Source organism: Xanthomonas sp. NCPPB 4037, from assembly GCF_041475695.2.
Classification (GTDB): Bacteria; Pseudomonadota; Gammaproteobacteria; order Xanthomonadales; family Xanthomonadaceae; genus Xanthomonas; species Xanthomonas campestris.
In genome coordinates, this window is the sequence record NZ_CM191261.1 from 3,214,386 (window position 1) to 3,236,576 (window position 22,191).

The 22,191-nt window shown below is 63.6% G+C and carries 14 protein-coding genes and 1 pseudogene; 9 read left to right on the forward strand and 6 right to left on the reverse strand.

The genetic code is table 11. The annotated features are described in order from the left end of the window. Positions 1-222: 222 nt before the first annotated feature. A complete protein-coding gene (rimO, locus tag ACCQ01_RS14405; RefSeq protein ID WP_115005880.1) occupies positions 223-1,596 on the reverse strand; it encodes a 30S ribosomal protein S12 methylthiotransferase RimO in 1,374 nt (457 codons plus the stop codon). A gap of 182 nt (positions 1,597-1,778) precedes the next feature. On the opposite strand from rimO, the gene ACCQ01_RS14410 reads away from it, so the two are divergent. The 4 genes and pseudogenes from ACCQ01_RS14410 to ACCQ01_RS14425 all read left to right on the forward strand — a co-directional run bounded on the left by ACCQ01_RS14410 (position 1,779) and on the right by ACCQ01_RS14425 (position 3,619). Beyond that, complete coding sequence (locus ACCQ01_RS14410) at positions 1,779-2,441, forward strand: dienelactone hydrolase family protein (protein ID WP_228431775.1); 663 nt, start codon at positions 1,779-1,781, stop codon at positions 2,439-2,441. Continuing rightward, positions 2,438-2,875: an HIT family protein gene (locus ACCQ01_RS14415; protein ID WP_228431774.1), complete on the forward strand. Its 438-nt coding sequence runs from the start codon at positions 2,438-2,440 to the stop codon at positions 2,873-2,875. The genes ACCQ01_RS14410 and ACCQ01_RS14415 overlap by 4 nt, the downstream gene beginning before the upstream one ends. A gap of 27 nt (positions 2,876-2,902) precedes the next feature. Continuing rightward, positions 2,903-3,070, forward strand: coding sequence for a LiaI-LiaF-like domain-containing protein (locus ACCQ01_RS14420; RefSeq protein WP_042598366.1), 168 nt, complete (start codon positions 2,903-2,905; stop codon positions 3,068-3,070). Between the two features lie 364 nt (positions 3,071-3,434). Continuing rightward, positions 3,435-3,619 (forward strand): annotated as a pseudogene (locus tag ACCQ01_RS14425) (LiaI-LiaF-like domain-containing protein). A 22-nt stretch (positions 3,620-3,641) separates the two neighbouring features. Here the strand turns inward: ACCQ01_RS14425 and dcd are convergent. Then, positions 3,642-4,211, reverse strand: a complete 570-nt coding sequence (dcd, locus tag ACCQ01_RS14430; protein WP_010366727.1) for a dCTP deaminase — start codon at positions 4,209-4,211, stop codon at positions 3,642-3,644. Positions 4,212-4,303: 92 nt separating this feature from the next. Continuing rightward, positions 4,304-5,155, reverse strand: a complete 852-nt coding sequence (gene apbC / locus ACCQ01_RS14435) for an iron-sulfur cluster carrier protein ApbC (protein WP_228431773.1) — start codon at positions 5,153-5,155, stop codon at positions 4,304-4,306. 320 nt (positions 5,156-5,475) lie between these two features. Here apbC and ACCQ01_RS14440 point away from each other — a divergent pair, with 320 nt between their 5' ends. Together ACCQ01_RS14440 and ACCQ01_RS14445 are read left to right on the forward strand one after the other, a co-directional pair. Continuing rightward, positions 5,476-8,466 (forward strand): TonB-dependent receptor plug domain-containing protein, encoded by a 2,991-nt coding sequence (locus ACCQ01_RS14440; protein ID WP_228431772.1) that lies wholly within the window; start codon positions 5,476-5,478, stop codon positions 8,464-8,466. A 361-nt stretch (positions 8,467-8,827) separates the two neighbouring features. Further along, positions 8,828-11,887 carry a TonB-dependent receptor gene (locus ACCQ01_RS14445; protein WP_228431771.1) on the forward strand — a complete coding sequence of 1,020 codons (3,060 nt, stop codon included), beginning with the start codon at positions 8,828-8,830 and terminating at the stop codon, positions 11,885-11,887. A gap of 106 nt (positions 11,888-11,993) precedes the next feature. Here the strand turns inward: ACCQ01_RS14445 and ACCQ01_RS14450 are convergent, their stop codons facing one another. Beyond that, positions 11,994-13,589: a phytoene desaturase family protein gene (locus tag ACCQ01_RS14450; RefSeq protein WP_228431770.1), complete on the reverse strand. Its 1,596-nt coding sequence runs from the start codon at positions 13,587-13,589 to the stop codon at positions 11,994-11,996. Positions 13,590-13,933: 344 nt separating this feature from the next. Here ACCQ01_RS14450 and ACCQ01_RS14455 point away from each other — a divergent pair, with 344 nt between their 5' ends. From ACCQ01_RS14455 to ACCQ01_RS14465, 3 genes are all read left to right on the forward strand, one after another. Beyond that, on the forward strand, positions 13,934-16,033 hold the full coding sequence (locus ACCQ01_RS14455; RefSeq protein ID WP_228431826.1) for a M13 family metallopeptidase: 2,100 nt from the start codon (positions 13,934-13,936) through the stop codon (positions 16,031-16,033). 362 nt (positions 16,034-16,395) lie between these two features. Then, positions 16,396-18,501, forward strand: coding sequence for a M13 family metallopeptidase (locus tag ACCQ01_RS14460; protein ID WP_228431825.1), 2,106 nt, complete (start codon positions 16,396-16,398; stop codon positions 18,499-18,501). A gap of 184 nt (positions 18,502-18,685) precedes the next feature. After that, positions 18,686-20,698 (forward strand): M13 family metallopeptidase, encoded by a 2,013-nt coding sequence (locus ACCQ01_RS14465; protein ID WP_228431769.1) that lies wholly within the window; start codon positions 18,686-18,688, stop codon positions 20,696-20,698. Positions 20,699-20,901: 203 nt separating this feature from the next. On the opposite strand, the gene ACCQ01_RS14470 is transcribed toward ACCQ01_RS14465, so the two are convergent. Then, positions 20,902-21,585, reverse strand: coding sequence for a rhomboid family intramembrane serine protease (locus ACCQ01_RS14470; RefSeq protein ID WP_029216918.1), 684 nt, complete (start codon positions 21,583-21,585; stop codon positions 20,902-20,904). Positions 21,586-21,629: 44 nt separating this feature from the next. Then, a complete protein-coding gene (locus tag ACCQ01_RS14475) occupies positions 21,630-22,028 on the reverse strand; it encodes an MGMT family protein (protein WP_228431768.1) in 399 nt (132 codons plus the stop codon). Positions 22,029-22,191 lie beyond the last annotated feature (163 nt).

The following is a 22,191-nucleotide window of genomic DNA, read 5'->3' on the forward strand; positions in this document are numbered from 1 at the left end:
ATCGCGCGCTGGCGCGCTCTACGCGGCTGGCCGTGTGCGGTGGCAGTGCAGCGCACCTTGAACAGTCCAGCTGCGCTGCGGAAGCCTCGTCGCGCGCGAACCCGCTCCTATGAGGCGGGTGCGTCGATTGCGTGCTGGCGTGCTGGATATTTCGGCGCACACCAGTTTCATTGCACACCAAACGGCCAGCGACGCTTGCCACTCGCTGGCCCGCCGCTGCGGCTAGACCATCTGCAGGTTCAATGCGCGGGGCGGCTGCACCGCAAGATCAGACGGCAGCGCATCACCGAACAGGTCGTGCTCATCGCTGTCGGTGATCTCCACATCGACCAGGTCGCCCACCTTCAACTTGAGCTCGCCGCCGTTCTGGATGTGCACCAGGCCGTCGATCTCCGGCGCGTCCGCGCGCGAACGGGCCACCGCGATATCGTCTTCGATCAGGTCGACCAGGCACTGCTGCACCGTGCCGATCTTGGCTTCCAGCCGCGCCGCGGAGATCTCCGCCTGCCTGGCCATGAAGCGCGCCAGGCGCTCCTGCTTCAACTCTTCCGGCACCGGGTCCGGCAATGCGTTGGCGCTGGCGCCCTCCACCGGCGAATACGCGAACGCGCCGACGCGATCCAGCTGGGCCTGGTCCAGGAACTCCAGCAGCGATTCGAACTCGGCATCGGTCTCGCCGGGGAAGCCGACGATAAAGGTGGAGCGCACCGTGATCTCCGGACACATCGCCTTCCAGCGCTGCACGCGCTCCAGGGTTTTTTCCACTGCACCGGGCCGCTTCATCAGCTTGAGGATGCGCGGGCTGGCGTGCTGAAACGGGATGTCCAGATACGGCAGCAGCTTGCCTTCGGCCATCAGCGGAATCACATCGTCCACGTGCGGGTACGGATACACGTAATGCAGGCGCGTCCACACGCCCAGCTCCGACAAACCTTCGCACAGCGCCTTCATGCGGGTCTGGTACATGCGGTCGCGCCACGGCCGCTCGGCGTATTTCAGATCCACGCCGTAAGCCGAGGTGTCCTGCGAGACCACCAGCAATTCCTTGACCCCGCCGCGCACCAGGCGCTCTGCTTCGCGCAGTACCTCATCGACCGGGCGCGAAGCCAGATCGCCGCGCATGGACGGAATGATGCAAAAGCTGCAGCGGTGATTGCAGCCTTCGGAAATCTTCAAGTACGCGTAATGGCGCGGCGTCAGCTTGATGCCGTAGTCGGGCACCAGATCCACGAACGGGTCGTGGCGCGGCGGCAACGCGGCGTGCACCGCCTCCATCACGCTCTGGTAGTCCTGAGGGCCGGACACCGCCAGCACCTGCGGATACGCCTCGCGGATCTGCTCCGGGCGCTTGCCCAGGCAGCCGGTGACGATCACCTTGCCGTTGGCGTTCATCGCCTCGCCGATCGCATCCAGCGACTCGGTCACCGCCGAATCGATGAAGCCGCAGGTATTGACCACCACCACGTCGGCAGCGTCGTAACTGGGCACGATGTCGTAGCCCTCCACGCGCAGCTGGGTGAGGATGCGTTCGGAATCGACGAGCGCCTTCGGGCAGCCAAGGCTGACGAAGCCGACTTTGGGGTTCAGCTGGGACATGGAAGCAGGAGCCTGGGGAACGGAGCGGCCTGGGGCCTGAGTACGGCAATTATAGCGGCGTGCGGGCAACGCTCTGAACCGCCGGGCCTCGCCAACCCGGCCGGCTTTGCGAAACCCTCACTTTTCACGATGCCGGTCCGGTCGATAATGCGCGCCTCCCTCGCTGCACATCAGGAATTCCCATGGGTCACTGGACCACGCTCGACACCCCCGACGGCCAGGTCGCCGCCTGGCACGCCACTCCGACCACCAGCCCGCGCGGCGGCCTGGTGGTGATCCAGGAGATCTTCGGCGTCAACGAACATATCCGCGCGGTGGCAGATGATTACGCCGCACGCGGCTACGAAGTCCTGGCGCCGGCCTTCTTCGATCTGGAAGAAAAGGACGTGCAGCTGCCATACGACCAGGAAAGCCTGCAACGCGGCCTGGCGCTGGCCAATGCAGTCGGCCTGGAGCGCGCGGTGGAGGTGGTCAAATCCGCCGCCACCCTGCTCAGCCGCGCCGGCAAGGTCGGCACGGTGGGCTATTGCTGGGGCGGCTCGGTGGCGCTGCTGTCGGCAATCCGCCTGGGCCTGCCCTCGGTGAGCTACTACGGCGGCCGCAACACCCAGTTGCTGGACGAAACCCCCAAGGCGCCGGTGATGTTCCACTTCGGCGAGCGCGATACCAGCATTCCGCCCGAGGCGATCCAGGCCCACCGCGAGAAGCTGCCGCAGATGGAAACCTTCGTGTATCCGACCGGCCACGCCTTCAACCGCAGCATCGATCCCAACCACTACGACGCCGACAGCGCCGAGCGCGCGCTGGAGCGCACCCTGGGCTTCTTCGACGCCCACCTGGGATGAGCGCCCCCGTCTCGAATGCGCCCGCCACGGGCGCCTTTGAACTGGATGCGCGGCTGGCCGCCGACAGCGTCTTCGTCGCCGACGGCCCGCTGTCGCAGGTGCGGCTGATGGACGACACCCGCTTCCCGTGGCTGGTGCTGGTGCCGCGGGTGGCCGAGGTCAGCGAGTGGATCGACCTGGATGGCGGCCAGCAGCGTCTGTTGCTGGCGGAGATCAACCAGCTCTCGCAGCTGCTGCGGGTCGAGCCGCAGGTGAGCAAGCTCAATATCGGCGCGCTGGGCAACATCGTGCGCCAGCTGCACGTGCACCTGGTCGGCCGCCATCCCGGCGATGCGGCCTGGCCCGGGCCGGTGTGGGGCAGCGGCAGCGCGCACCGGTTTGCGCCCGATGCACTGCAGGAGCGTGTCGCGGCATGGGCGCAACGGCTACGATAGGCGCCCGTCTTTCAACCAGCCTTCCGCATGAAATCCAATGTCGTTGCCGCGCTGATCCTGATCCTCGTCGGCCTGCTGTTCCTGGCCAATAACCTGGGCTGGACCAATCTCAGCCTGGGCCGGTTGATCGCCACCTGGTGGCCGGCCGCGCTGGTCGCTTGCGGCGTGGGGATGTTGTTCGGGCGGGGCAAGTAGGTTGGGCCGGGATTGGGGAGTTGGGATTGGGGATTCGTAACAGCGGTGTCTCCGCGCCGATGACTCGCGTCGCAGTTCAGCCGGGTGGAAACACCCCCCTCTCTTCTCGGCAGAAGGGAGGGGGGTGGATAAGGGGGCCGCGCGCATTCGATGACGCGCTTTGATCCACCACTATGCTTCTGAGGTACGGCGTCTACTACATCGCCGCTGCACTAATCCCGCGCGTTTTGATGATCAGTTGCGATCACTGCGCATTCGGCAGCAGCCCGACATGACGACTGTCACCCGCAACTGTTGACTTCCGGCACCTGATTGGCGGGGCAGTCGCGCGCAGCATGGCCGCACACCCAACGAGGACGCCGCCATGCACAGCCGCCTGATTCCCGCCCTGTTCCTGATCACCCTGGGCACCCTGTTCCTGCTGAACAACCTCGGCCTGACAGCATGGACCTGGGCGGCCTGATCGCGACCTGGTGGCCGGCGTTCCTGGTCGCTGCCGGCGTGCGCCAACTGTTGCGCTACCGCGAGAGGACGACCACGATCTGCTGAAGGCCACGGCCACGCCCGCAACTCACGTGCGCGGCAAGGTCACGCCGGTCTGGCCCTGGTACTTGCCGCCTCGGTCCTTGTACGAGGTTTCGCACACCTCATCGGACTGGAAAAACAGCATTTGCGCCACGCCTTCGTTGGCGTAGATGCGTGCAGGCAGCGGCGTGGTGTTGCTGAATTCCAGCGTGACGTGGCCTTCCCACTCCGGCTCCAGCGGCGTCACGTTGACGATGATGCCGCAGCGCGCGTAGGTGCTCTTGCCCAGGCACACCACCAGGGTGTCGCGCGGAATGCGGAAGTATTCGACCGTGCGTGCCAGCGCAAAGCTGTTCGGCGGAATGATGCAGACGTCCGACTCGATATCGACGAAGCTGCCCGGGTCGAAGTGCTTCGGGTCGACGATCGTCGAGTTGATGTTGGTGAAGATCTTGAACTCGCGCGAGCAGCGCACGTCGTAGCCGTAGCTGGAGGTGCCGAAGCTGACGATGCGCTGGCCGGCGGCGTCGTGCTTGATCTGGCCGGGCTCGAACGGCTCGATCATCGCGTGCTGCTCGGCCATGCGCTTGATCCAGCGGTCGCTCTTGATGCTCATGCGGTGTTCCTTGAAGACGGAAGGCGGCGGGCCGAGCGGCCCGCGCGAAGGGCGGCAAAGTCTAGCGTGCGCGGTCACCGCCCGCTTGGCGATTACAGCAGCGAGGCGGAGATCGGGATGCTGGCGCGGGGGCGCTTGCCCAGCTCCTCCGACAGCCGCGAAGCCGCCGCCAGATAGGCCTGCGCGGCTGCCGATTGCGGCGCGGCGATCACGATCGGCTGGCCCGCATCGCCCTGCTCGCGGATGCCGATATCCAGGGGCAGCGACCCCAGCAGCGGCACGCCGTACTGCGCGGCCATGCGCTCGCCGCCGCCTTCGCCGAACAGATGTTCGCGATGCCCGCAGTTGGAACAGGTGTGCACCGCCATGTTCTCGACGATGCCCAGCACCGGCACTTCGACCTTTTCGAACATCTTCAGCGCCTTGCGCGCATCCAGCGTGGCGATGTCCTGCGGCGTGGTGACGATCACCGCACCGGCCACCGGGATCTTCTGCGACAAGGTGAGCTGGATGTCGCCGGTGCCTGGCGGCAGATCGATCAGCAGGTAATCCAGGTCGTCCCACAGCGTGTCGTTGAAGAGCTGGGTCAACGCCGAGGTGGCCATCGGGCCGCGCCAGATCATCGGCGTGTCCTGGTCGACCAGCAGGCCGATCGACATCGCCTCGATGCCGAACGCGCGCAATGGCTCGATCGACTTGTTGTCCGGGCTGTCGGGCTTGCCGCTCAACCCCAGCATCGCCGGCACGCTCGGCCCGTAGATGTCCGCGTCGAGCACACCAACCCGCGCGCCCTGCTGGTGGAGCGCCAGCGCCAGATTGACCGCGGTGGTGGACTTGCCCACCCCGCCCTTGCCCGAGCCCACCGCAATCACGTTGCGGATGCGCGCGTGCGGCGCAAGGGCGCCCTGCACCGCGTGCGCGGCGATCCTGCGCTCGGTACTCATGCGCGGCGCCTCGGCTGCGCAGTTGGCGCTGCGCGTGTGATTTTTCTGCTCATTGCCTTACCCAACTGAAGTCGACGACGCCCAGCGGCAACAACGGCCGGCGCGATCCGCCATGGACCGCCAAGTGTACGGCGCAGCCGCTGTTGCTTGAGCGATTTGTGGTGCCTTGCCCTGCTGAGCCGGCCGCCTCATCCGTGTCAACGCGCGACATATTTCACAAAGGTGGACACACGATTAAGGAATTGTTACGTTCGAAAATCAGTTCAGCCGGCGCTCAGCGAGCGCGGCCGTCGCATCAACCCAGCGAGGATCCGCAAGGCATGTCGAGTCGTTCTCTGCACCGTACCCGTCGTCACCGTTTGAGCGCGGCGCTGCTCGCCGTGCTGGTCGTCCCCGCAGGCCAGGCGCTTGCACAGTCTGAAAATGGCGTTGCCCCGGACACCACCGATCTGGACAAGGTGACCGTCACCGGCTCGCGCATCGCGCGTACCGGCTTTGTCACCCCCTCGCCGGTCACCGCGATCACCGCCGAAGAAATCCGCGCCACCGGTGCCACCACCATCAGCGACCTGATGGCACGCATGCCGGCGTTGGCGCCGAGCTACACGCTGGGCAACTCCACCCGCTTCATCGGCACCGCGGGCCTGGGCCTGCTCGACCTGCGCGGCATGGGCGTGGATCGCACGCTGGTGCTGGTCAACGGTCGTCGCCATGTGGGTTCCAGCCCGGGCTCCACCGCGGTCGACGTCAACACCATTCCGGTGGAATGGGTCGAGCGCGTGGAAGTCATTACCGGCGGCGCCTCGGCGGTGTACGGCGCTGACGCGGTGGCGGGCGTGGTGAATTTCATCCTCAAGAAATCGTTCACCGGCTTTGAAACCCGCGCGCAGACCGGCCTGGCCGACGAAGGCAACTACAACCGCTCCTTCGCCAGTTTCTCGGCAGGCACCGACTTTGCCGGTGGGCGCGGCAACATCGCCGTTTCCGGCGAATACAGCAAGCAGGATCGCTTTGGTCGCGGCAACCGCGCCATCGGCCGCGAGTACCTGGTGACGGTGCCCAACCCCGCCTACGACCCGACCCGTCCGCCCAGCGAACGCAACCCGCAGAACGTGCTCAGCGGCCCCGGTGGCAACCATTCCACCAGCTATGGCGGCACCTTCAACCTGGGCACCTTCGATTTCCGCAACCCGGCCAGCTACGGCAACCGCTACCTGTTCAATGAAGACGGCACGTTCCGCCGTAATCGTTATGACGGCACCGTGGTGAGCAACACCTCGTGCGTGGATTGCGACTTTGCCGACCTCAACGCCGTGGCCGATTTGCAGCCCGGCTTCGATCGCAAGAGCGTCAACACGATGGTCAACTTCGAGCTCAGCGAGAATCATCGCCTGTTCTTCGAAGGCAAGTACAGCGAGACCGATTCGGAATTCTTCGGCCAGCCCGCCTTCGACAGCTCGCTGCGCGTGCGTCGGCAGAACCCGTATGTCAGTCCCGAACTGGGTGCGCTGATGGATTCACGCGGTGCCACGCAGATCCTGATGAATCGCTTCAACGTCGATGCCGGTCGGCGCGGCGAAAACATCGAACGCAAGACCTATCGTGCAGTGCTCGGCGCCGAAGGTAACTTCACCGACAACTGGACTTACGACGTTTCCGCCAACTACGGCAAGACCACGGTTGACCGCCAGAACCTCAACAACCGCATCAACGAGCGCTGGCAGGCCGGTATCGATGCGGCACGTGACGCCAGCGGCAATATCGTGTGCCGTACCACGCTCGATCCCACCGCCATTAACCCCAACACCAATCGCGTGTATTCGGCGCTGGCCCGCGAAGGCTGCGTGCCCTTCAGCGTGTTCGGCAACGGCGCGGTAAGCCCGGAAGCAGCAGCATGGTTCAACACCATCGCCCGCTCGCAAGCCAAGATCCAGCAGACGGTCTTCAGCGCCTCGGTGGCCAACAGCAACATGCTGTCGCTGCCGGCCGGTGACATCGGCATCGCCGGTGGCGTGGAATACCGCAAGGAACAGAGCGAAGAAATCACCGATCCGCTGGCCGCATCGGGCGTGACCTTCCTCAACGCCATCCCGAACAGCGGCGGCGAGTACACCGTGCGGGAAGTGTTCGTGGAGAGCACCATTCCGCTGCTGGCGGGTTTGCCCGGCGTGGATCGGCTCGCACTGGATCTGGCCGGCCGCTATTCGGACTACAGCAGCATCGGCTCGACCAAGACCTGGAACATTGGTCTGGACTGGACCATCATCCCGTCGCTGCGTCTGCGCGGCACGCTGGCCCAGGCGGTGCGCGCGCCCAGCATCGGTGAGCTGTACGACTCGCAGAGCGAAAACTTCGCCACCATCAATGACCCCTGCAATTACCTCTCCAGCAACAGCAATCGTCCCGGCACCGCCGGCGATGTGGCGCTACGCCAGGCTAATTGCAGCGCCTTGGGCGTTCCGGTGGGCTGGATCGATACCTACACCGCCAACCGCCCCGGCGTGAGCGGCGGCAATCCGGAGTTGAAGCCGGAACGCGCGCGCAGCCTGTCGTACGGCTTGGTGTGGCAGCCGGAGTTCTTCGAAGGTTTCGGCATGTCGGTTGACTACTGGCGCATCGACCTGCAGGACGCGATTGGCTCGGTGACGGCCGAAACCAATGCCACGCGTTGCGTGGACAACCCGGGCGGCATCAACAACAGCTTCTGCGGCTTCGTGCAGCGCGCACCGCTGGGTGGCTTCACCGACCCGCAAGGCCGGATCTATCCCGAACACAGCATCATCGGGTGGCAGGCGCTCAACGAAAACCTGGCGCGCTCGCGTCGTGTCGGCGTGGATCTGGAAATGGACTACCGCTTCCAGCTGGGCGAAGGCAACACCGTGTTGCGCCTGGTCGGCACGCGGCTGATCCAGTCGCGCGAATGGGTGTTCCAGGATTTCCCGGAAGAGTACGACGAGTACGTGACCTACGTGACCGACCCGCGCTGGCGCGCGCAGTTCCAGACCAAGTACAACTGGAACGAATGGCGCGCCTCGTGGGACATGAACTACGTGGACGGCAACCTGCGCGTCACACCAGAGAGCTACAACAGCAACCCCGGTTCGGCCAGCCCGATCCGCAACGGTTCGTACACGTACCACAACTTCCAGTTCGGTTATCAGTTCCCCGGCTCGAAGATCGATGTGTATCTCGGCATCGACAACGCCTTCGACAAGGACCCGCCGCGTAACTACTTCGGCTCGGACTTTACTTCCGCGCTGTACGACAACGTGGGCCGGTTCTTCTACCTGGGGACAACTGTAAAGTTCTAAGTGCTGGCATTAGCCGCAGCACCGGAAGGCCCCGCTTGACGGGGCCTTTTTAGTTTCTTTCGAAACCTATTGCAGTACTTATTGGTTTTTACTGAAACCAATAGCTGCTGGATCTCACATTAATCGGCTGTTATCTGAAGAGATTACGAAGATGAATTCACTGACGCCAATCGTCATGCATTGTGCGAACTGGCACCAAATTGTGCTGACTTCCGCACTTTCAACGCGGATGTCCGTCATTTCATTAATGAACCGTTGATAGCTATTGCAACGGCGGGCACAGATTCATTACGTTCGGGTTAAGGCCATCTGACTCTTCGGTGACCGCCACTTCCCCGATTTCCCAGTTCAAAGGTTAGGAATGAGCAATCAATTTCGTCGCCAGGTCCTCAAGCGCACCGCTCTCGCTGTCGTGCTCGGTGCGTGCCTAGCCAACGGCGCGGTGTATGCGCAGAGCACCACCGGCAGCATCTACGGCAGCGCCCCCAGCGAGGCCGGCAGCACTATCGTTGTGCAAAGCGATACCGGCCTCAGCCGCACCATCACCATCGATGCGAATGGCCGCTACAACCTAGGTTCGTTGCCGGTGGGCGCCTACACCGTCACCCTCAAGCGCGGTGATCAGGTCGTCGATACCCGCAAGAACGTGCAGTTGCGCGTCGGTTCCGGCACAGAAGTGTCGTTTGCGGATGCCGGCAGCCCAAGTACTGCCGACGCCACGACGCTCGGCGCGATCACGGTGACCGCCGCCAATGCGCCGAAGATCGATGTCAGCTCTACCACATCGCGTTCGGTGATTACTTCCGAACAGCTGGCGACCCTGCCGTTGGGACGGAGTGCGGAAGCGATCGCATTGCTCGCTCCCGGCGCAGTGTCGGGCGCTGGTGCATTCAATAACGGTTCCCGCTCGGTGGTGTCGTTCGGCGGCTCGGGCGTCACCGAAAATGCCTATTACATCAATGGCTTCAATGTCAGCAATCCATTCAGCAATCTCGGCGGCGTTAGCTTGCCATACGGTGCGATCGACCAGCAGGAAACCTACACCGGTGGTTACAGCGCAAAATACGGTCGCTCGACTGGCGGCGTGATCAATCAGCTCGGTAAGCGCGGCACCAACGAGTGGCATTTCGGTGTCCAGTCTGTCTGGGAACCCGACTCGCTGGCGAGTTCGCGGGGCGATGTGTGGTTTCCGAATGCCACGCTGCCTGCTGGATACGACTACGACACACCTGATCAGCCGGGCACGCTGTATCGGGCTGGAAAGGACAACACGCAGACGCGTACCGTCTACAGCGCTTACGCGGGCGGCCCTCTGATCGAAGATCGCCTGTTTATCTTTGTGGCAGGCGAGTCCGAAAAGGTTGACGGCGTCAGCACCAATGCGAGCAGTGACTCCATCCAGGCCCGCAACAACTACGAGTACAGCACGCCGAAGTTCTACGGAAAATTGGACTGGAATATCAACGACAACAACATCGTTGAGTACACCCGAATTCAGAACACTGACCGGCGCAGTGGTGCCTACACCAGCTTCGACTACGACGGCCTAGTCCGTGGTGGCCCGACCGGGACGTTCCCCGACACATTTAAAATCAAAGACACCTACGACATCTTCAAGTACACCGGCTACATTACCGATGACTTGACCTTGAACGCGACCTGGGGCCGCAGCACGCAGCACAATCAGCAGTTCAATCCCTTCGTTTCTGACTTGCCGTTCCTCGGAAGTGTGACGAGCCAGAATCCGGCAATTACCGGTGGCACGCCAATTCGCAACAATCAGGCGACCAATCGGGCGAAGGCTGACGATCCAATCAACAAGACCCGCAGCCTGAGGCTGGAGCTGAACTATCGGCTGGGCGACCACGACCTGACCGCAGGCGTGGATAACATGTACTTCAACGCCTATGACGAAGGCGTCCGCACCACGGGCCCTGGCTACCAGTGGATATACGGACGAGCGGCCGATGAGCAGACCGCCGTGCGGCCCGGTCTCGGGGTCGGTGCCACGGGGCCTGGGTCGGACGGTTACTACGCACAGCAGCGCATTTTCACGACCACAACCAGCATGGCCGTTGAGCAAAAGGCGTATTACCTTGAGGATCGTTGGCAGGTCAACGACAAGTGGCTGTTAACACTCGGTATCCGTAACGACCAGTTCACCAACTACAACAGTGATCATGTCGAATATGTCGACAGTGGCGACCAGTGGGCGCCCCGTTTTGGCGCAAGCTGGGATGTCTTTGGCGATTCCTCTCTGAAGGTGTTTGCCAATCTGGGTCGTTATTATCTTGCCCTTCCCAACAGCGTTGCAGTTCGTGGTGCCTCGGCTTCGACCTATACAGATGAGTACTTCACCTATACGGGCATCGACGCCAATGGCGAACCAACCGGCCTAGCGCCCATCGGTCCCGGCCCGGTCTCCTCCAATGGCGAATACGGGCAGGCACCTGATCCGAATGCCTTCGCGCCCACCGACCTGAAGTCGCAATACCAGGACGAATTCATCCTTGGCTTCGAGAAGACCTTGGGCGAAAGCTGGAACTCGGGCGCCAAGTTCACATATCGCAAGCTGCAGAGCGCGATCGACGACGTCTGCGACACCGCGAGGATTGCCGACAAGCTCGTCGCCACGGGTGGAAATCCAGATGCAGTCGATATTCCTGGCTGCGTCATGTTCAATCCCGGGAAAACCAACACCTATAGCTTGGCTAATGCCGACGGCTCCGGCTACACGCAGGTGCAAATGTCGCAGCAGGACTGGGGTTTCACCGATAAGGCCAAGCGTAGTTATGTCTCGGTCGACCTGTTCCTGGAACACCCGTTCGACGAAAAATGGTATGGCCGCGTCGATTACACCTGGTCGCACAGCTACGGCAACACCGAAGGTCAGGTGAAGTCGGATCTTGGTCAGGCGGACGTGTCCAAGACACAGGACTGGGATGCTGCAGCACTGATGTATTACGCCGGTGGAAGCCTCGCCAATGATCGTCGCCACCAACTCAAGGCCTTTGGTGCTTATCAGATCAGCCCGGAGTGGATGGCATCGGCAACGCTGCGCGTGATGTCCGGTACGCCAAGAACATGCCTTGGGTACTTTGAGAATGGGCAGGATCCGATCAGCTATGGCTCCGCCTATCATTACTGCGGCGGTCAGCCTTCCAATCCTGGCGACGCAGGCCGCACGCCCTGGATCAAGAATGTGGATCTTGGCGTGACCTATCGTCCGTCGTTTGCAGACCACAAGCTGGCCGTTGGTCTACAGATCTTCAATGTGTTGAACGATCGCAGCGCGAACCGTGTTGATGGCGTCTATGAGACCGACCCGGGCCTTGTATCCAATACGTATGGCATCGGTTTGCAGGACTACAGCTACAACACGCCGCGCTACCTGCGTCTCTCCGCGTCTTACGACTTCTGATAGCGCAACAAACCCGGAGCGTCATCGACGCTCCGGGCAGTTGAGACCTCTCCAAGGCTCCGGTTTCCGGAGCCTTCTTTTTTTGGGGTGCTGCAACTCGCAACTATCAATGCCCCAAAATCACCCGCGCCGCATTATGCCCAGGCGCTCCCGTCACCCCACCGCCGGGATGCGTGCCCGATCCACACAGGTAGAGCCCGGGGACGGCGCCGCGGTAGCCGCCCTGCCCCAACATCGGGCGTGCGGAAAACAGCTGATTGAGATTGAGTGCGCCGTGGAAGATATCGCCGCCAACCAGGCCGAAGATGCGTTCCAGGTCGAGCGGAGACAGCACCTGGCGGCCGAGCACCGATGCGGCGAATCCCGGTGCGTACTGCTCCACCGTGGCGATCATCAGGTCGGCCACTTCCTCACGGTGGTCATCCCAGTGCCGTCCGTCCGGCAATACCGGGGCTACGTGCTGACAGAACAGGCTGGCCACATGCTGGCCGGCAGGCGCCAGACTGGTATCCAGGGTGCTGGGAATTAGCAATTCCACCACCGGCGCGCGCGACCAGCCGAACGCGCGCGCGTCCTGCCAGGCACGGTCCATGTAGTCCAGGCTGGGCGCGAGGATGATGCCGGCAGTCAGATGATCGCCAGCGCCGGGGAGCGCAGTGAAGTCCGGCAGCTGCGAGAGCGCGACATTCATGCGAAACGTGCCCGATCCGCAACGGTAATGCGCCATGCGTTCAAGCGTTGCTGCAGGCACATCTTCCGATCGCATCAGCCGCTGATAGAGCAATTTCGGATTGACGTTCGCGACCACGTTGCGGGCGCGAATCGTCTCGCCTTCGGCAGTCACCACACCTGTTGCACGCCCCTGCTCCACCAGCACGCGCTCCACCGCGCAGCCAGTGCGGATTTCCACACCATCCTCGCGCGCACTGGCTGCCATCGCCTGGGTGATCGCGCCCATGCCGCCGATGGCGTGGCCCCATGCGCCCTTGACGCCGTTGCTCTGCCCGAACACGTGATGCAACAACACGTACGCCGTGCCTGGCGCGTAAGGGCTGGCGTAGTTGCCGACAATGCCATCGAAGCCGAAGAGCGCCTTGATCGGCGCGCTTTCGAACCAGCGATCCAGATAGTCGGCTGCGGAAATGGTGAACAGGTCGAGCAGGTCCTGCCGCAACGCGAGCGGTAATTCCTTTAGCTGCAGCCCCACCTTGCCGGCGCGCCACAGCTGCGGCAGCGCGCGCAGCCAGCCCCCCTCGGTGACATCGGGCGGTGGCTCTAAAGCCAACGCACGCAAGACATCGGCCAGCTGTTCCAGGCGCGCCTCGTAAGCTGGCAGTGCAGCGGCGTCGCGTGCGGAAAATTTGGCTACTTCCACCGCGGTTCGGCCCGCGCCGGCCAACAGATACTCGCCATTGGGCAGCGGCAGGAAGTTGTTGATACGGCGCGCAACCACCTGCAAACCGTGCTGCTCCAGGGCGAGATCGGCAATGACCTTGGGCTGCAGCAACGAGACCGTGTAGGCCGCCACCGAGTTGCGAAACCCGGGATGAAACTCTTCGGTGACTGCCGCGCCGCCGACTACATCGCGCGCCTCCAGTACCAGCACCCGTTTGCCCGCCTTGGCCAGGTAGGCGGCACACACCAGGCCGTTGTGGCCGGCGCCGATGATCAGTGCATCCAACGGTGCGGAAGCGGTAGGCATGCGCGTGTATATAGCACCGCGCGCGCAGCTGGACCATTCAGGCGCTCATCGCGATCAAGGGTGCCACCAGGTCACCGCACGCGACGGTCAGGCCAATGAGCACCAATACGCGCCCACGCCACAACGCAGAACCAAACCACCGGACGCCGGCCGTGCATCGCCTTGCGCACGAGGGCTGCCCCCGGTCACGAAGGGCCAGCCGATCTGGACATTGCCCACCCATGACCTTCGACACCATGCGTGCTGTCATACAGAAAGGTAGAGTGCCGCCACGGCTCCGCTGTGACGGGGCTTCCCAATTGACTGTTGCTCCTGGAGCCTTTGTGATTCGTACCCCTCATCTATTGACGCTGTCCCTGGCCGTCGCCGCCGCGCTGAGCGGCTGCAAGAAGCCCGAAGACGCCGCACCGGCCACCGCGCCTGATGCCGCTGCCAGCGCGGCCGCCGCACCCAAGACGCTGACCCTGGACCAAAGCAAGCTGCCGGCGGTGAATCAGTTCACTGCTGCCGATCTGGATCCCAACGGCAATGCCTGTACCGATCTGAACGCCTACGCCAACGCCAAGTTCCTGGCTGCCAACCCGGTGCCGGGCGACCGCACCAGCTGGGGCGCGTTCGAAATGCTCGACGAGCGCTCCAACGCGATCCAGCAGCAGCTGGCCGAACAGGCCGCTGCAGACACCGGTGCCACCGGCGTCGAAAAGATCGTCGGCGACCTGTGGTCCACCGGCATGGACGAAGCCAAGATCAACGCCCAGGGCATCGAGCCGCTGAAGCCGGACCTGGCCGCCATCGACGCCATCAGCGACCAGGCCAAGCTGGTCGACTATCTGCGCAGCAGCGCGGCCAAGGGCAACAACGAGCTCTTCAGCTTCGGCGCGGAAGCGGACTTCAAGAAGTCCAGCCAGAACATCGCCTATGCGATGCAGGGCGGCCTGGGTCTGCCGGACCCGGAGTACTACACCAGCGCCGGCAACAAGGCCAAGCTGGACGCCTACCAGGCGCACGTGGCCAAGGTGCTGGAACTGTCTGGCGTTGCCGCCGCCGATGCCACCGCGCAGGCCAAGCAGGTCGTCGCGTTCGAAACCCGCCTGGCCAAGGTCTCCAAGACCAGCACGCAGATGTCGCGCGATGCCTCGCTGGCCTATAACCCGATCTCGCCCGCCGATGCCGACAAGCTGACCCCGAACTGGTCGTGGACCGAGTTCTTCAAGTCGCAGGGCGTGGCCACGCCGGAGATGTTCTCGCTGGCAATCCCGGCCTTCCATCAGGAAGTGAGCAAGATGATCGCCGACACCGACCCGGCCATCTGGCGCGCCTACCTGCGCTTCCACACCGTCGACGGTGCATCGCCGTACCTGAGCCAGCCGTTCGTGGATGAGAGCTTCGCGTTCTACAACAAGACCATGCGTGGCCAGAAGGAAATCAAGCCGCGCTGGAAGCGCGTGCTGGCCACCATCAACAGCCAGGCTGGCGAAACGCTGGGCCAGATGTACGTCAAGGTCGCCTTCCCGGGCGATTCCAAGGCCAAGATGGAAACCCTGGTGACCAACCTGCGCACCGCACTGAAGGCGCGCATCGAAAAGCTCGACTGGATGAGCCCGGAGACCAAGGCCAAGGCGATCGCCAAGTGGGAAAGCTTCACGCCCAAGATCGGCTACCCGGAAAAGTGGCGTGAATGGAACGGCCTGAGCACCAGCCGTGATAGCTACCTGGGCAACGTGATGGCGGCATCGGAGTTCAACTACAAGTGGAACCTGTCCAAGATCGGCAAGCCGGTGGACAAGACCGAATGGGGCATGAGCCCGCAGACCGTCAACGCGTACTACAACCCGCTGCAGAACGAGATCGTGTTCCCGGCGGCCATCCTGCAGCCGCCGTTCTTTGACCCGAATGCACCGGAGGAAATGAACTACGGCGGCATCGGTGCGGTGATCGGGCATGAGATGACCCACGGTTACGACGACCAGGGCAGCCGCTTCGGTGCCGATGGCAACTTCATCGCCGATCCGGGCTGGTGGACGCAGAAGGATCTGGACGCGTTCAAGGCACGCACCGGCAAACTGGTGGCACAGTTCGACAGCTACCGCACGCCGGCAGGCGACAAGGTCAAGGGCGACCTGACCCTGGGCGAGAACATCGCCGATCTGGGCGGCCTCAACACTGCCTATGACGCAATGAAGACCGCCACCGCCGGCAAGGACGACCCCAAGAGCGACGGCATCACCCGCGACCAGCGCTTCTTCCTCAACTGGGCCACGGTGTGGCGTCGTAACTTTACCCCGGAAGAATTGGTGGTGCGCCTGAAGACCGACCCGCACGCGCCGGCCAACTTCCGCGCCATCGGCGCGCCGTCGAACATGCCGGCATTTGCCGCCGCATTCTCGTGCAAGGCGGGCGATGCGATGGTGCGTCAAGGCGATCAGCAGGTGGTGATCTGGTAATCGCGCAACCGTGTTAAGAGAAAGCGGCGATCTTCGAGTCGCCGCTTTTTTTATGCGTGCTGTGGCGCCGTTGGCGGGCGTGCAACCTCGTTATTCCGCGCTGGCAGTGCAAATGCCTCAATTGAAAGTCGGCACGTCACTTCGGCAACCAACCTCGCTGCAACGCGCTCGGGAGTGCTTTACCAGGCACGCTCAAGACAAGCGCTTGTACAGCACTGACATTGATTGCCATTGCAGCATCCAGTCACTGGATGCGCTTCGTGAACCGCTATCGCCCGACCAAGCTCAACAAACCTCAATCCCGGCGTTCGCAAGGCCGCGTCCGCTTATGCTCGGCATCCATCTCCTCGCTGATGCCAGACATGCCCTTGCTCAAGACCTCCACCCTTGCCCTGGCCCTGCTGGTGGCCCTGCCCGGCTGCAAGCGCACCTCAGATGCAGAGAGCGCCCCTGCATCAGCAGCAACTGCGGCGCATGCCGCGCCGCCGGCCACGGCAGCGAACACACCCGCATTCGATATCAGCGAGCTGGGCCCTGCAGCCAGCGCGTGTCAGAACCTGGACGAGTTCGTTAACGGCGCCTGGGCCAAGGCCAATCCGATTCCGGCCGACCACACCAGTTGGGGCATCGACGAACTCCTGACCGAGAAAAGCCTGCTGATCCAACGCGAGCTGCTTGAAGCCGCGGCGAAACAGGCCGGTACACAGGCCCCATCGCTGGAACAAAAGATCGGCGCGCTGTATGCGTCCGGCATGGACGAGGCCGCAATCGAAGCCGCCGGTGCCAAGCCGATCCAGCCGCAGCTGGACAAGATCGCCGCATTGCACTCCGGCAAAGATGTCGCTGCCTACATCATCAGCCGGCATGGCGAAGGCGACGCACAGGTCTTTGCGTTCGGTGCCGGTGCAGATTTCCACAATGCCGACCAGCAGATTGCGTTTACACAGGAAGGTGGCCTTGGCCTGCCAACCAAGGACTACTACACCGGTGCGGAGCACGCGCCGATCCGCGCAGCCTACCTTGCCTACATCGCCAAATCGTTCGAACTCACCGGCACCCCTGCCGCGCTGGCCAAGACACAGGCAAACGACGTGCTTGCGCTCGAAACGCGGCTGGCTGCCGCATCGCTGGCCCCCGTGGACGCGCGTGAACCAAAGAACCAATACCGCCTGGTCACCCTCGCCGAGGCGGACAAGCTCACTCCGCACTTTCCGTGGGAGGATTTTTTCGCCACCCAAGGCGTACCGGTCGGCAGCGGCTTCTCGCTCGCGCAGCCACGGTTTTTTGCCGCGTTCGATCAGGCATTGGCCAGCGCGCCCATTGCGCAGTGGCAGGCCTACCTACGCTTCCATGCGATCGATGACGCATCCACGCGCTTGAGCAAGGCATTTGCCGATAATCGCTTTGCGTTCTATGGCAAGACGCTGTCCGGGCAGCCAGAGCAGCTGCCGCGCTGGAAGCGCGTGCTGCGTTCGGTCAACGGCGCAATGGGCGAAGGCGTTGGGCAGCTCTATGTGGCCAAGGTGTTCACGCCAGATGCCAAGCAACGCGCCAGCGAACTGGTCGACAACGTTCGCGCGGCGCTCAAGACACGTATCGAACAGGTCGACTGGATGAGTGCCGAGACCAAGGCCAAAGCCTTGGCCAAGTGGCAGACCTTCCTGCCCAAGATCGGCTATCCGGACACCTGGCGTGACTGGTCGGGGTTGCAGATCACACCCGGCGACTATTACGGCAGCCTGCAGGCGGCGGACACGTTCAATTATCGCTACGACATTGCGCAGATCGGCAAACCCACCGATCGCGGCCGTTGGTCGATGACGCCGCAGACGGTCAACGCGTATTACGACCCGATGACCAATTCGATCAACTTTCCTGCGGCGATCCTGCAGCCTCCGTATTTCGATGCCACTGCCGACGATGCGTTGAACTACGGCGGTATCGGCGCGGTGATCGGTCACGAGGCCACCCATGGGTTCGACGATCAGGGCAGCCAGTTCGATGGTGCAGGCAACAACGTCAACTGGTGGACGGCAGACGACCGGCGCAAGTTCGACCAACGCAGCAACCAGTTGGTCAAACAGTTCGATGCGTATGCGCCCCTGCCCAGCCATCCGACCCTGCACGTCAACGGCAAACTCACCCTTGGCGAGAACATCGCCGACCTGGGCGGCACCAACGTTGCCTATGACGCGTTGCAGACCGCCTTGCAGCAGCATCCGGAACGGGCCAAGGCCATCGACGGCTATAGCCCCGACCAGCGCTTTTTCCTTGCCTTCGCCCGCAGCTGGCGTCAACGCGTCCGTGATCAACAACAGATGGTCTATCTGGCGTCGGACCCGCACGCGCCAGCCAAGCTACGCGCCATCGCATCACCATCGAACATGCCGCAGTTCGCCACCGCCTTCGCCTGCAAGCCGGGCGATGCAATGGTGCGCCCTGAGAAAGACCGCGTGGTGATCTGGTGATTCGATGCAGGCACCGCCTGCAATCGCTTCCAGTACCAACGCATCACGCACAGGCCCGCACCCGCGGGCCTGTCGCGTTCATGCCAGCGAGCGCTCGCACGGACGAACGGCCGCTGCCGCCTGCCTGCGCGAGGCGCAGCCTTGCTAAACTCCGCCGACTTCAATCTGGCCACCCTTCGTCTCGATGCCCACCATTCGTCCGCTTGCCCTCGCTCTTGGCTTCAGCCTGATCACGCTGTTGTCCGCCCCCGACGCCGACGCCGCTCGCAAGAAGAAGGCAGCCCCCAAGGCCCCGGCTGTGCCGGCCGCCTGCACCGATTTCTATGATTACGCCAATGCCGGTTGGCTCAAGAGCAACCCGGTGCCGCAGGCTGGCGCTGTCACCGCGCTGGGCCAGCTGTCCGACCGTGCCCTGCAGCAGCAGCGCGAGCTGCTGGATGCGGCGATGAACAGCCCGCAAGGCAACGTGCAGAAGTTGCTCGGCGACTTCTGGGCCAGCGGCCTGGATGAGGCCGCCGTGGAAAAGGATGGCTCCAATCCCATCGCCCCGTTGCTGTCGCGCATCGATGCGATCAAGAAAGCCAAGGATGTGCCCGCTTCGATCGCTGCGCTGCACCAGGTCGGTATCCCGGTCGGCTTCAACTTCGGCCCGGACGTGGACCTGAAGGCGCTCGACCGCCACATCGGTTACTTCATGCAGGGCGGCATGGGCATGCCGGATCCGGCGTTCTACACCCGCACCGACGCCGACACCCAGGCGCTGATGGGCCGCTACCGCGCCTACGTCAAGCAGATCCTGGCGCTGACGGGCACCCCTGCCGACAAGCTCGATGCCGATGCGGCCTCCGTGTTGCAGATCGAAACCGCACTGGCACGCAGCGCGCAGTCCGTGCAGGGCATCAACAACCCGTTCAACAACTACGCGCCGATCGCCACCAAGGACCTGACCAAGCAGTACAAGAACCTGCGCCTGGGCGACTTCCTCGAGGCCCAGGGCGTCAAGGACGACCTGGTGTCGATGGCCGACCCGGCGATGTTCAAGCAGCTCGACAGCATGATCGTCAGCATCAAGCCCGAGCAGTGGAAAGCCTACCTGCGCTGGCGCGTGGGCGATGCCATGGCGCCGTACCTGTCCAAGAGCTTCCATGACGCCGAATACCAGTTCCGCGGCCGCTTGCTGCGTGGCGACGCGTTGCCGCCGCAGCGCTGGCAGCAAGTGCTCGATGCCATCAACGTGGCCGCCGGCCCGATGCTCGGCCGCGAGTACGTGAGCCGTTACCTCAGCAGCGACACCCGCCGCCAGGCCGAAGCCATCGCCGACCAGATCCGCGATGCGCAGCTGGCTGCGCTGGAGCGCACCGGCTGGGGCAATGGCGAGGTCATCGCCGAAGCCAAGGCCAAGCTGAGCGCCATGAAGATCGAAGTGGGCGCACCGCGCCGCGACCTCGACTACACCGTGCAGCCGATGGGCCGTGGCAGCTTCGGCGGCAACATGCTGATCGCCTCCACCTGGCGTCACCGCGAAGAAATGAAGCGCATCGGCAAGGGCAACGCCGACCGCCGTTGGGACGTGCTGCCGCAGCAGCCGGCGCTGGCCTACGACATCGCACAGAACCGCCTGATCATCACCGCTGCGGTGCTGCAGCCGCCGGTCTTGAGCACCGGCGCCACGCCGGCCGCGCAATACGGTGCCTACGGCGCGCTGGTGGCGCATGAAATGACGCGCGCCATCGATGCCAAGGGCGCACTGGTCGATGCCAAGGGCGAACTGCGCAGCTGGTGGACGCCCGCCGAAAAGAGCAGCTGGACGCTGCTGACCGGCAAGGTGGCCAACCAGTACGGTGCCTACGCCTATCCGGGCGTGCCTAATGCCAAGGTCAATGGCGCACAGACCGCCGAAGAAAACCTGGCCGATCTGGCCGGCGTGGAGCTGGCATGGCAGGCCTTCAGCAAGGCACAGCCGGCGGCAACGCAGGCCGACAAGCAGGCCTTCTTCACCGCCTGGGCCGGCCTGTGGGCGCAGCAGCTGTCACCGAACGAAGCGGTGCAGCGTGCCAGTGCGGACATCCGTGCACCTGGCCAGTGGCGCACCAACGGCCCGCTGTCCAACCTGCCGGAGTTCGGTGCCACCTTCAGCTGCAAGCCGGGCCAGCCGATGCAGCGCGTGGATGCAGACCAGTTGAAGATCTGGCGCTGAGTTAGCGCGAAGCATCATCGGCAGCAATGAAGAGAGCGCGGAATCCGCGCTCTTTTTTTGTCTGGCGTTTGAACCGTCGCGTTGCTCACCACCGCCAAGCACGCTTTGTAGGAGCGGCCTTGGCCGCGATGGGGCCTTACCGATAACAGGCCATCGCGGCCAAGGCCGCTCCTACAGGTTCACAGCGCATAGCGTCGCTTGATTCAGCGCACCACACGCAGCGGCGGCTTGCGCCCCTTGCCGCGCTTGCCACCAAACGGCGGCTGGCCGCGCCAGTGGCGGATCAACAGCCACCCGAACAGCATGCCGCCCAGGTGCGCAAAGTGGGCAACGCCGGGCTGCCAACCGGTGGCGCCAAGCAGCAGCTCGATCGCACCGAACACGATCACGAAGGTCCGTGCCTTCATCGGGATCGGCGGAAACAGCAGCATCACCCGCTGGTTCGGGAACAGCATGCCGTAGGCGAGCAACAAGCCGAATACACCACCCGACGCGCCCAGCACCGGTGCCCCGCTCTGGGTGAACCAGGCCATCAGCAGCTGGCACACGCCGGCGCCGGCCACGCACACCAGGTAATACGTCAGGAATCGCTTCTGGCCCCAGGTCTGTTCCAGCGGCGCGCCAAACATGAAAAGCGCCAGCATGTTGAAGAACAGATGGTTGAACCCGCCATGCAGGAACGCATAGGTCAGCAGCTGCCACGGCATGAAACTGGCACCCGGCGAGAACGCATCGAAGCCATTAGAGAGCGGCCACAACATTAGTGGCGACAGGGCAGCATCGGACGGCAGCAGGCCGGCACCCAGGTCACCCAGCGCCCATTGCAGGATGAACATGCCGAGATTGGCGATCAGCAGGGCTTTGGTGACGGGCGGCAGTTGGGGCAGCATGGCGGCATCCTTCGGGACTGCCGCTCATCATAACGGCAGGCTTATGAAGGACCCCACACGGCCGCATCCAGCCGTTGCGCTGCAGTGGCACGCCGTACCCTGCCCCGCTCCACTGGCACGCCTTCGGCACGCAATCGCTGGCATTGCGCTTGGTAGCCGGCAGAGCCCTCCGGCAGCGCGATGCGCCCGTCGCTGCGCAGCACCCGATGCCAGGGCAACGCTGCATCCTGGTTGCTGCTCAACAGCTTAGCCACCAGGCGCGCACGCCCTGGCAGACCCGCGCGCATCGCCACTTCCCCGTAGCCTGCAACCTCGCCCGCGGGAATGGCGCGGATCACGTCCAGAATCCGCAGCCGAACCTGCTCGGCAGCGCGCGCGGCGGATGTGTCACCGGCGTTCGAGCCGGCTACACGAGTGCTGGAAGGGCGACGGGATGGCATGCGCGAATGATGCCATTCGGATGCAGTACGCGTTAGGCCAGCTGCGCGCTCGTGTGGTCAGGCACCACACACCATCGGACAACAACGCCTTGCTGGCTGCTGAGAGACGTGCAGCTTTGCGCAGAGCAACAACGTGCCGGGCCTGACATCTGCGCTGATTGCC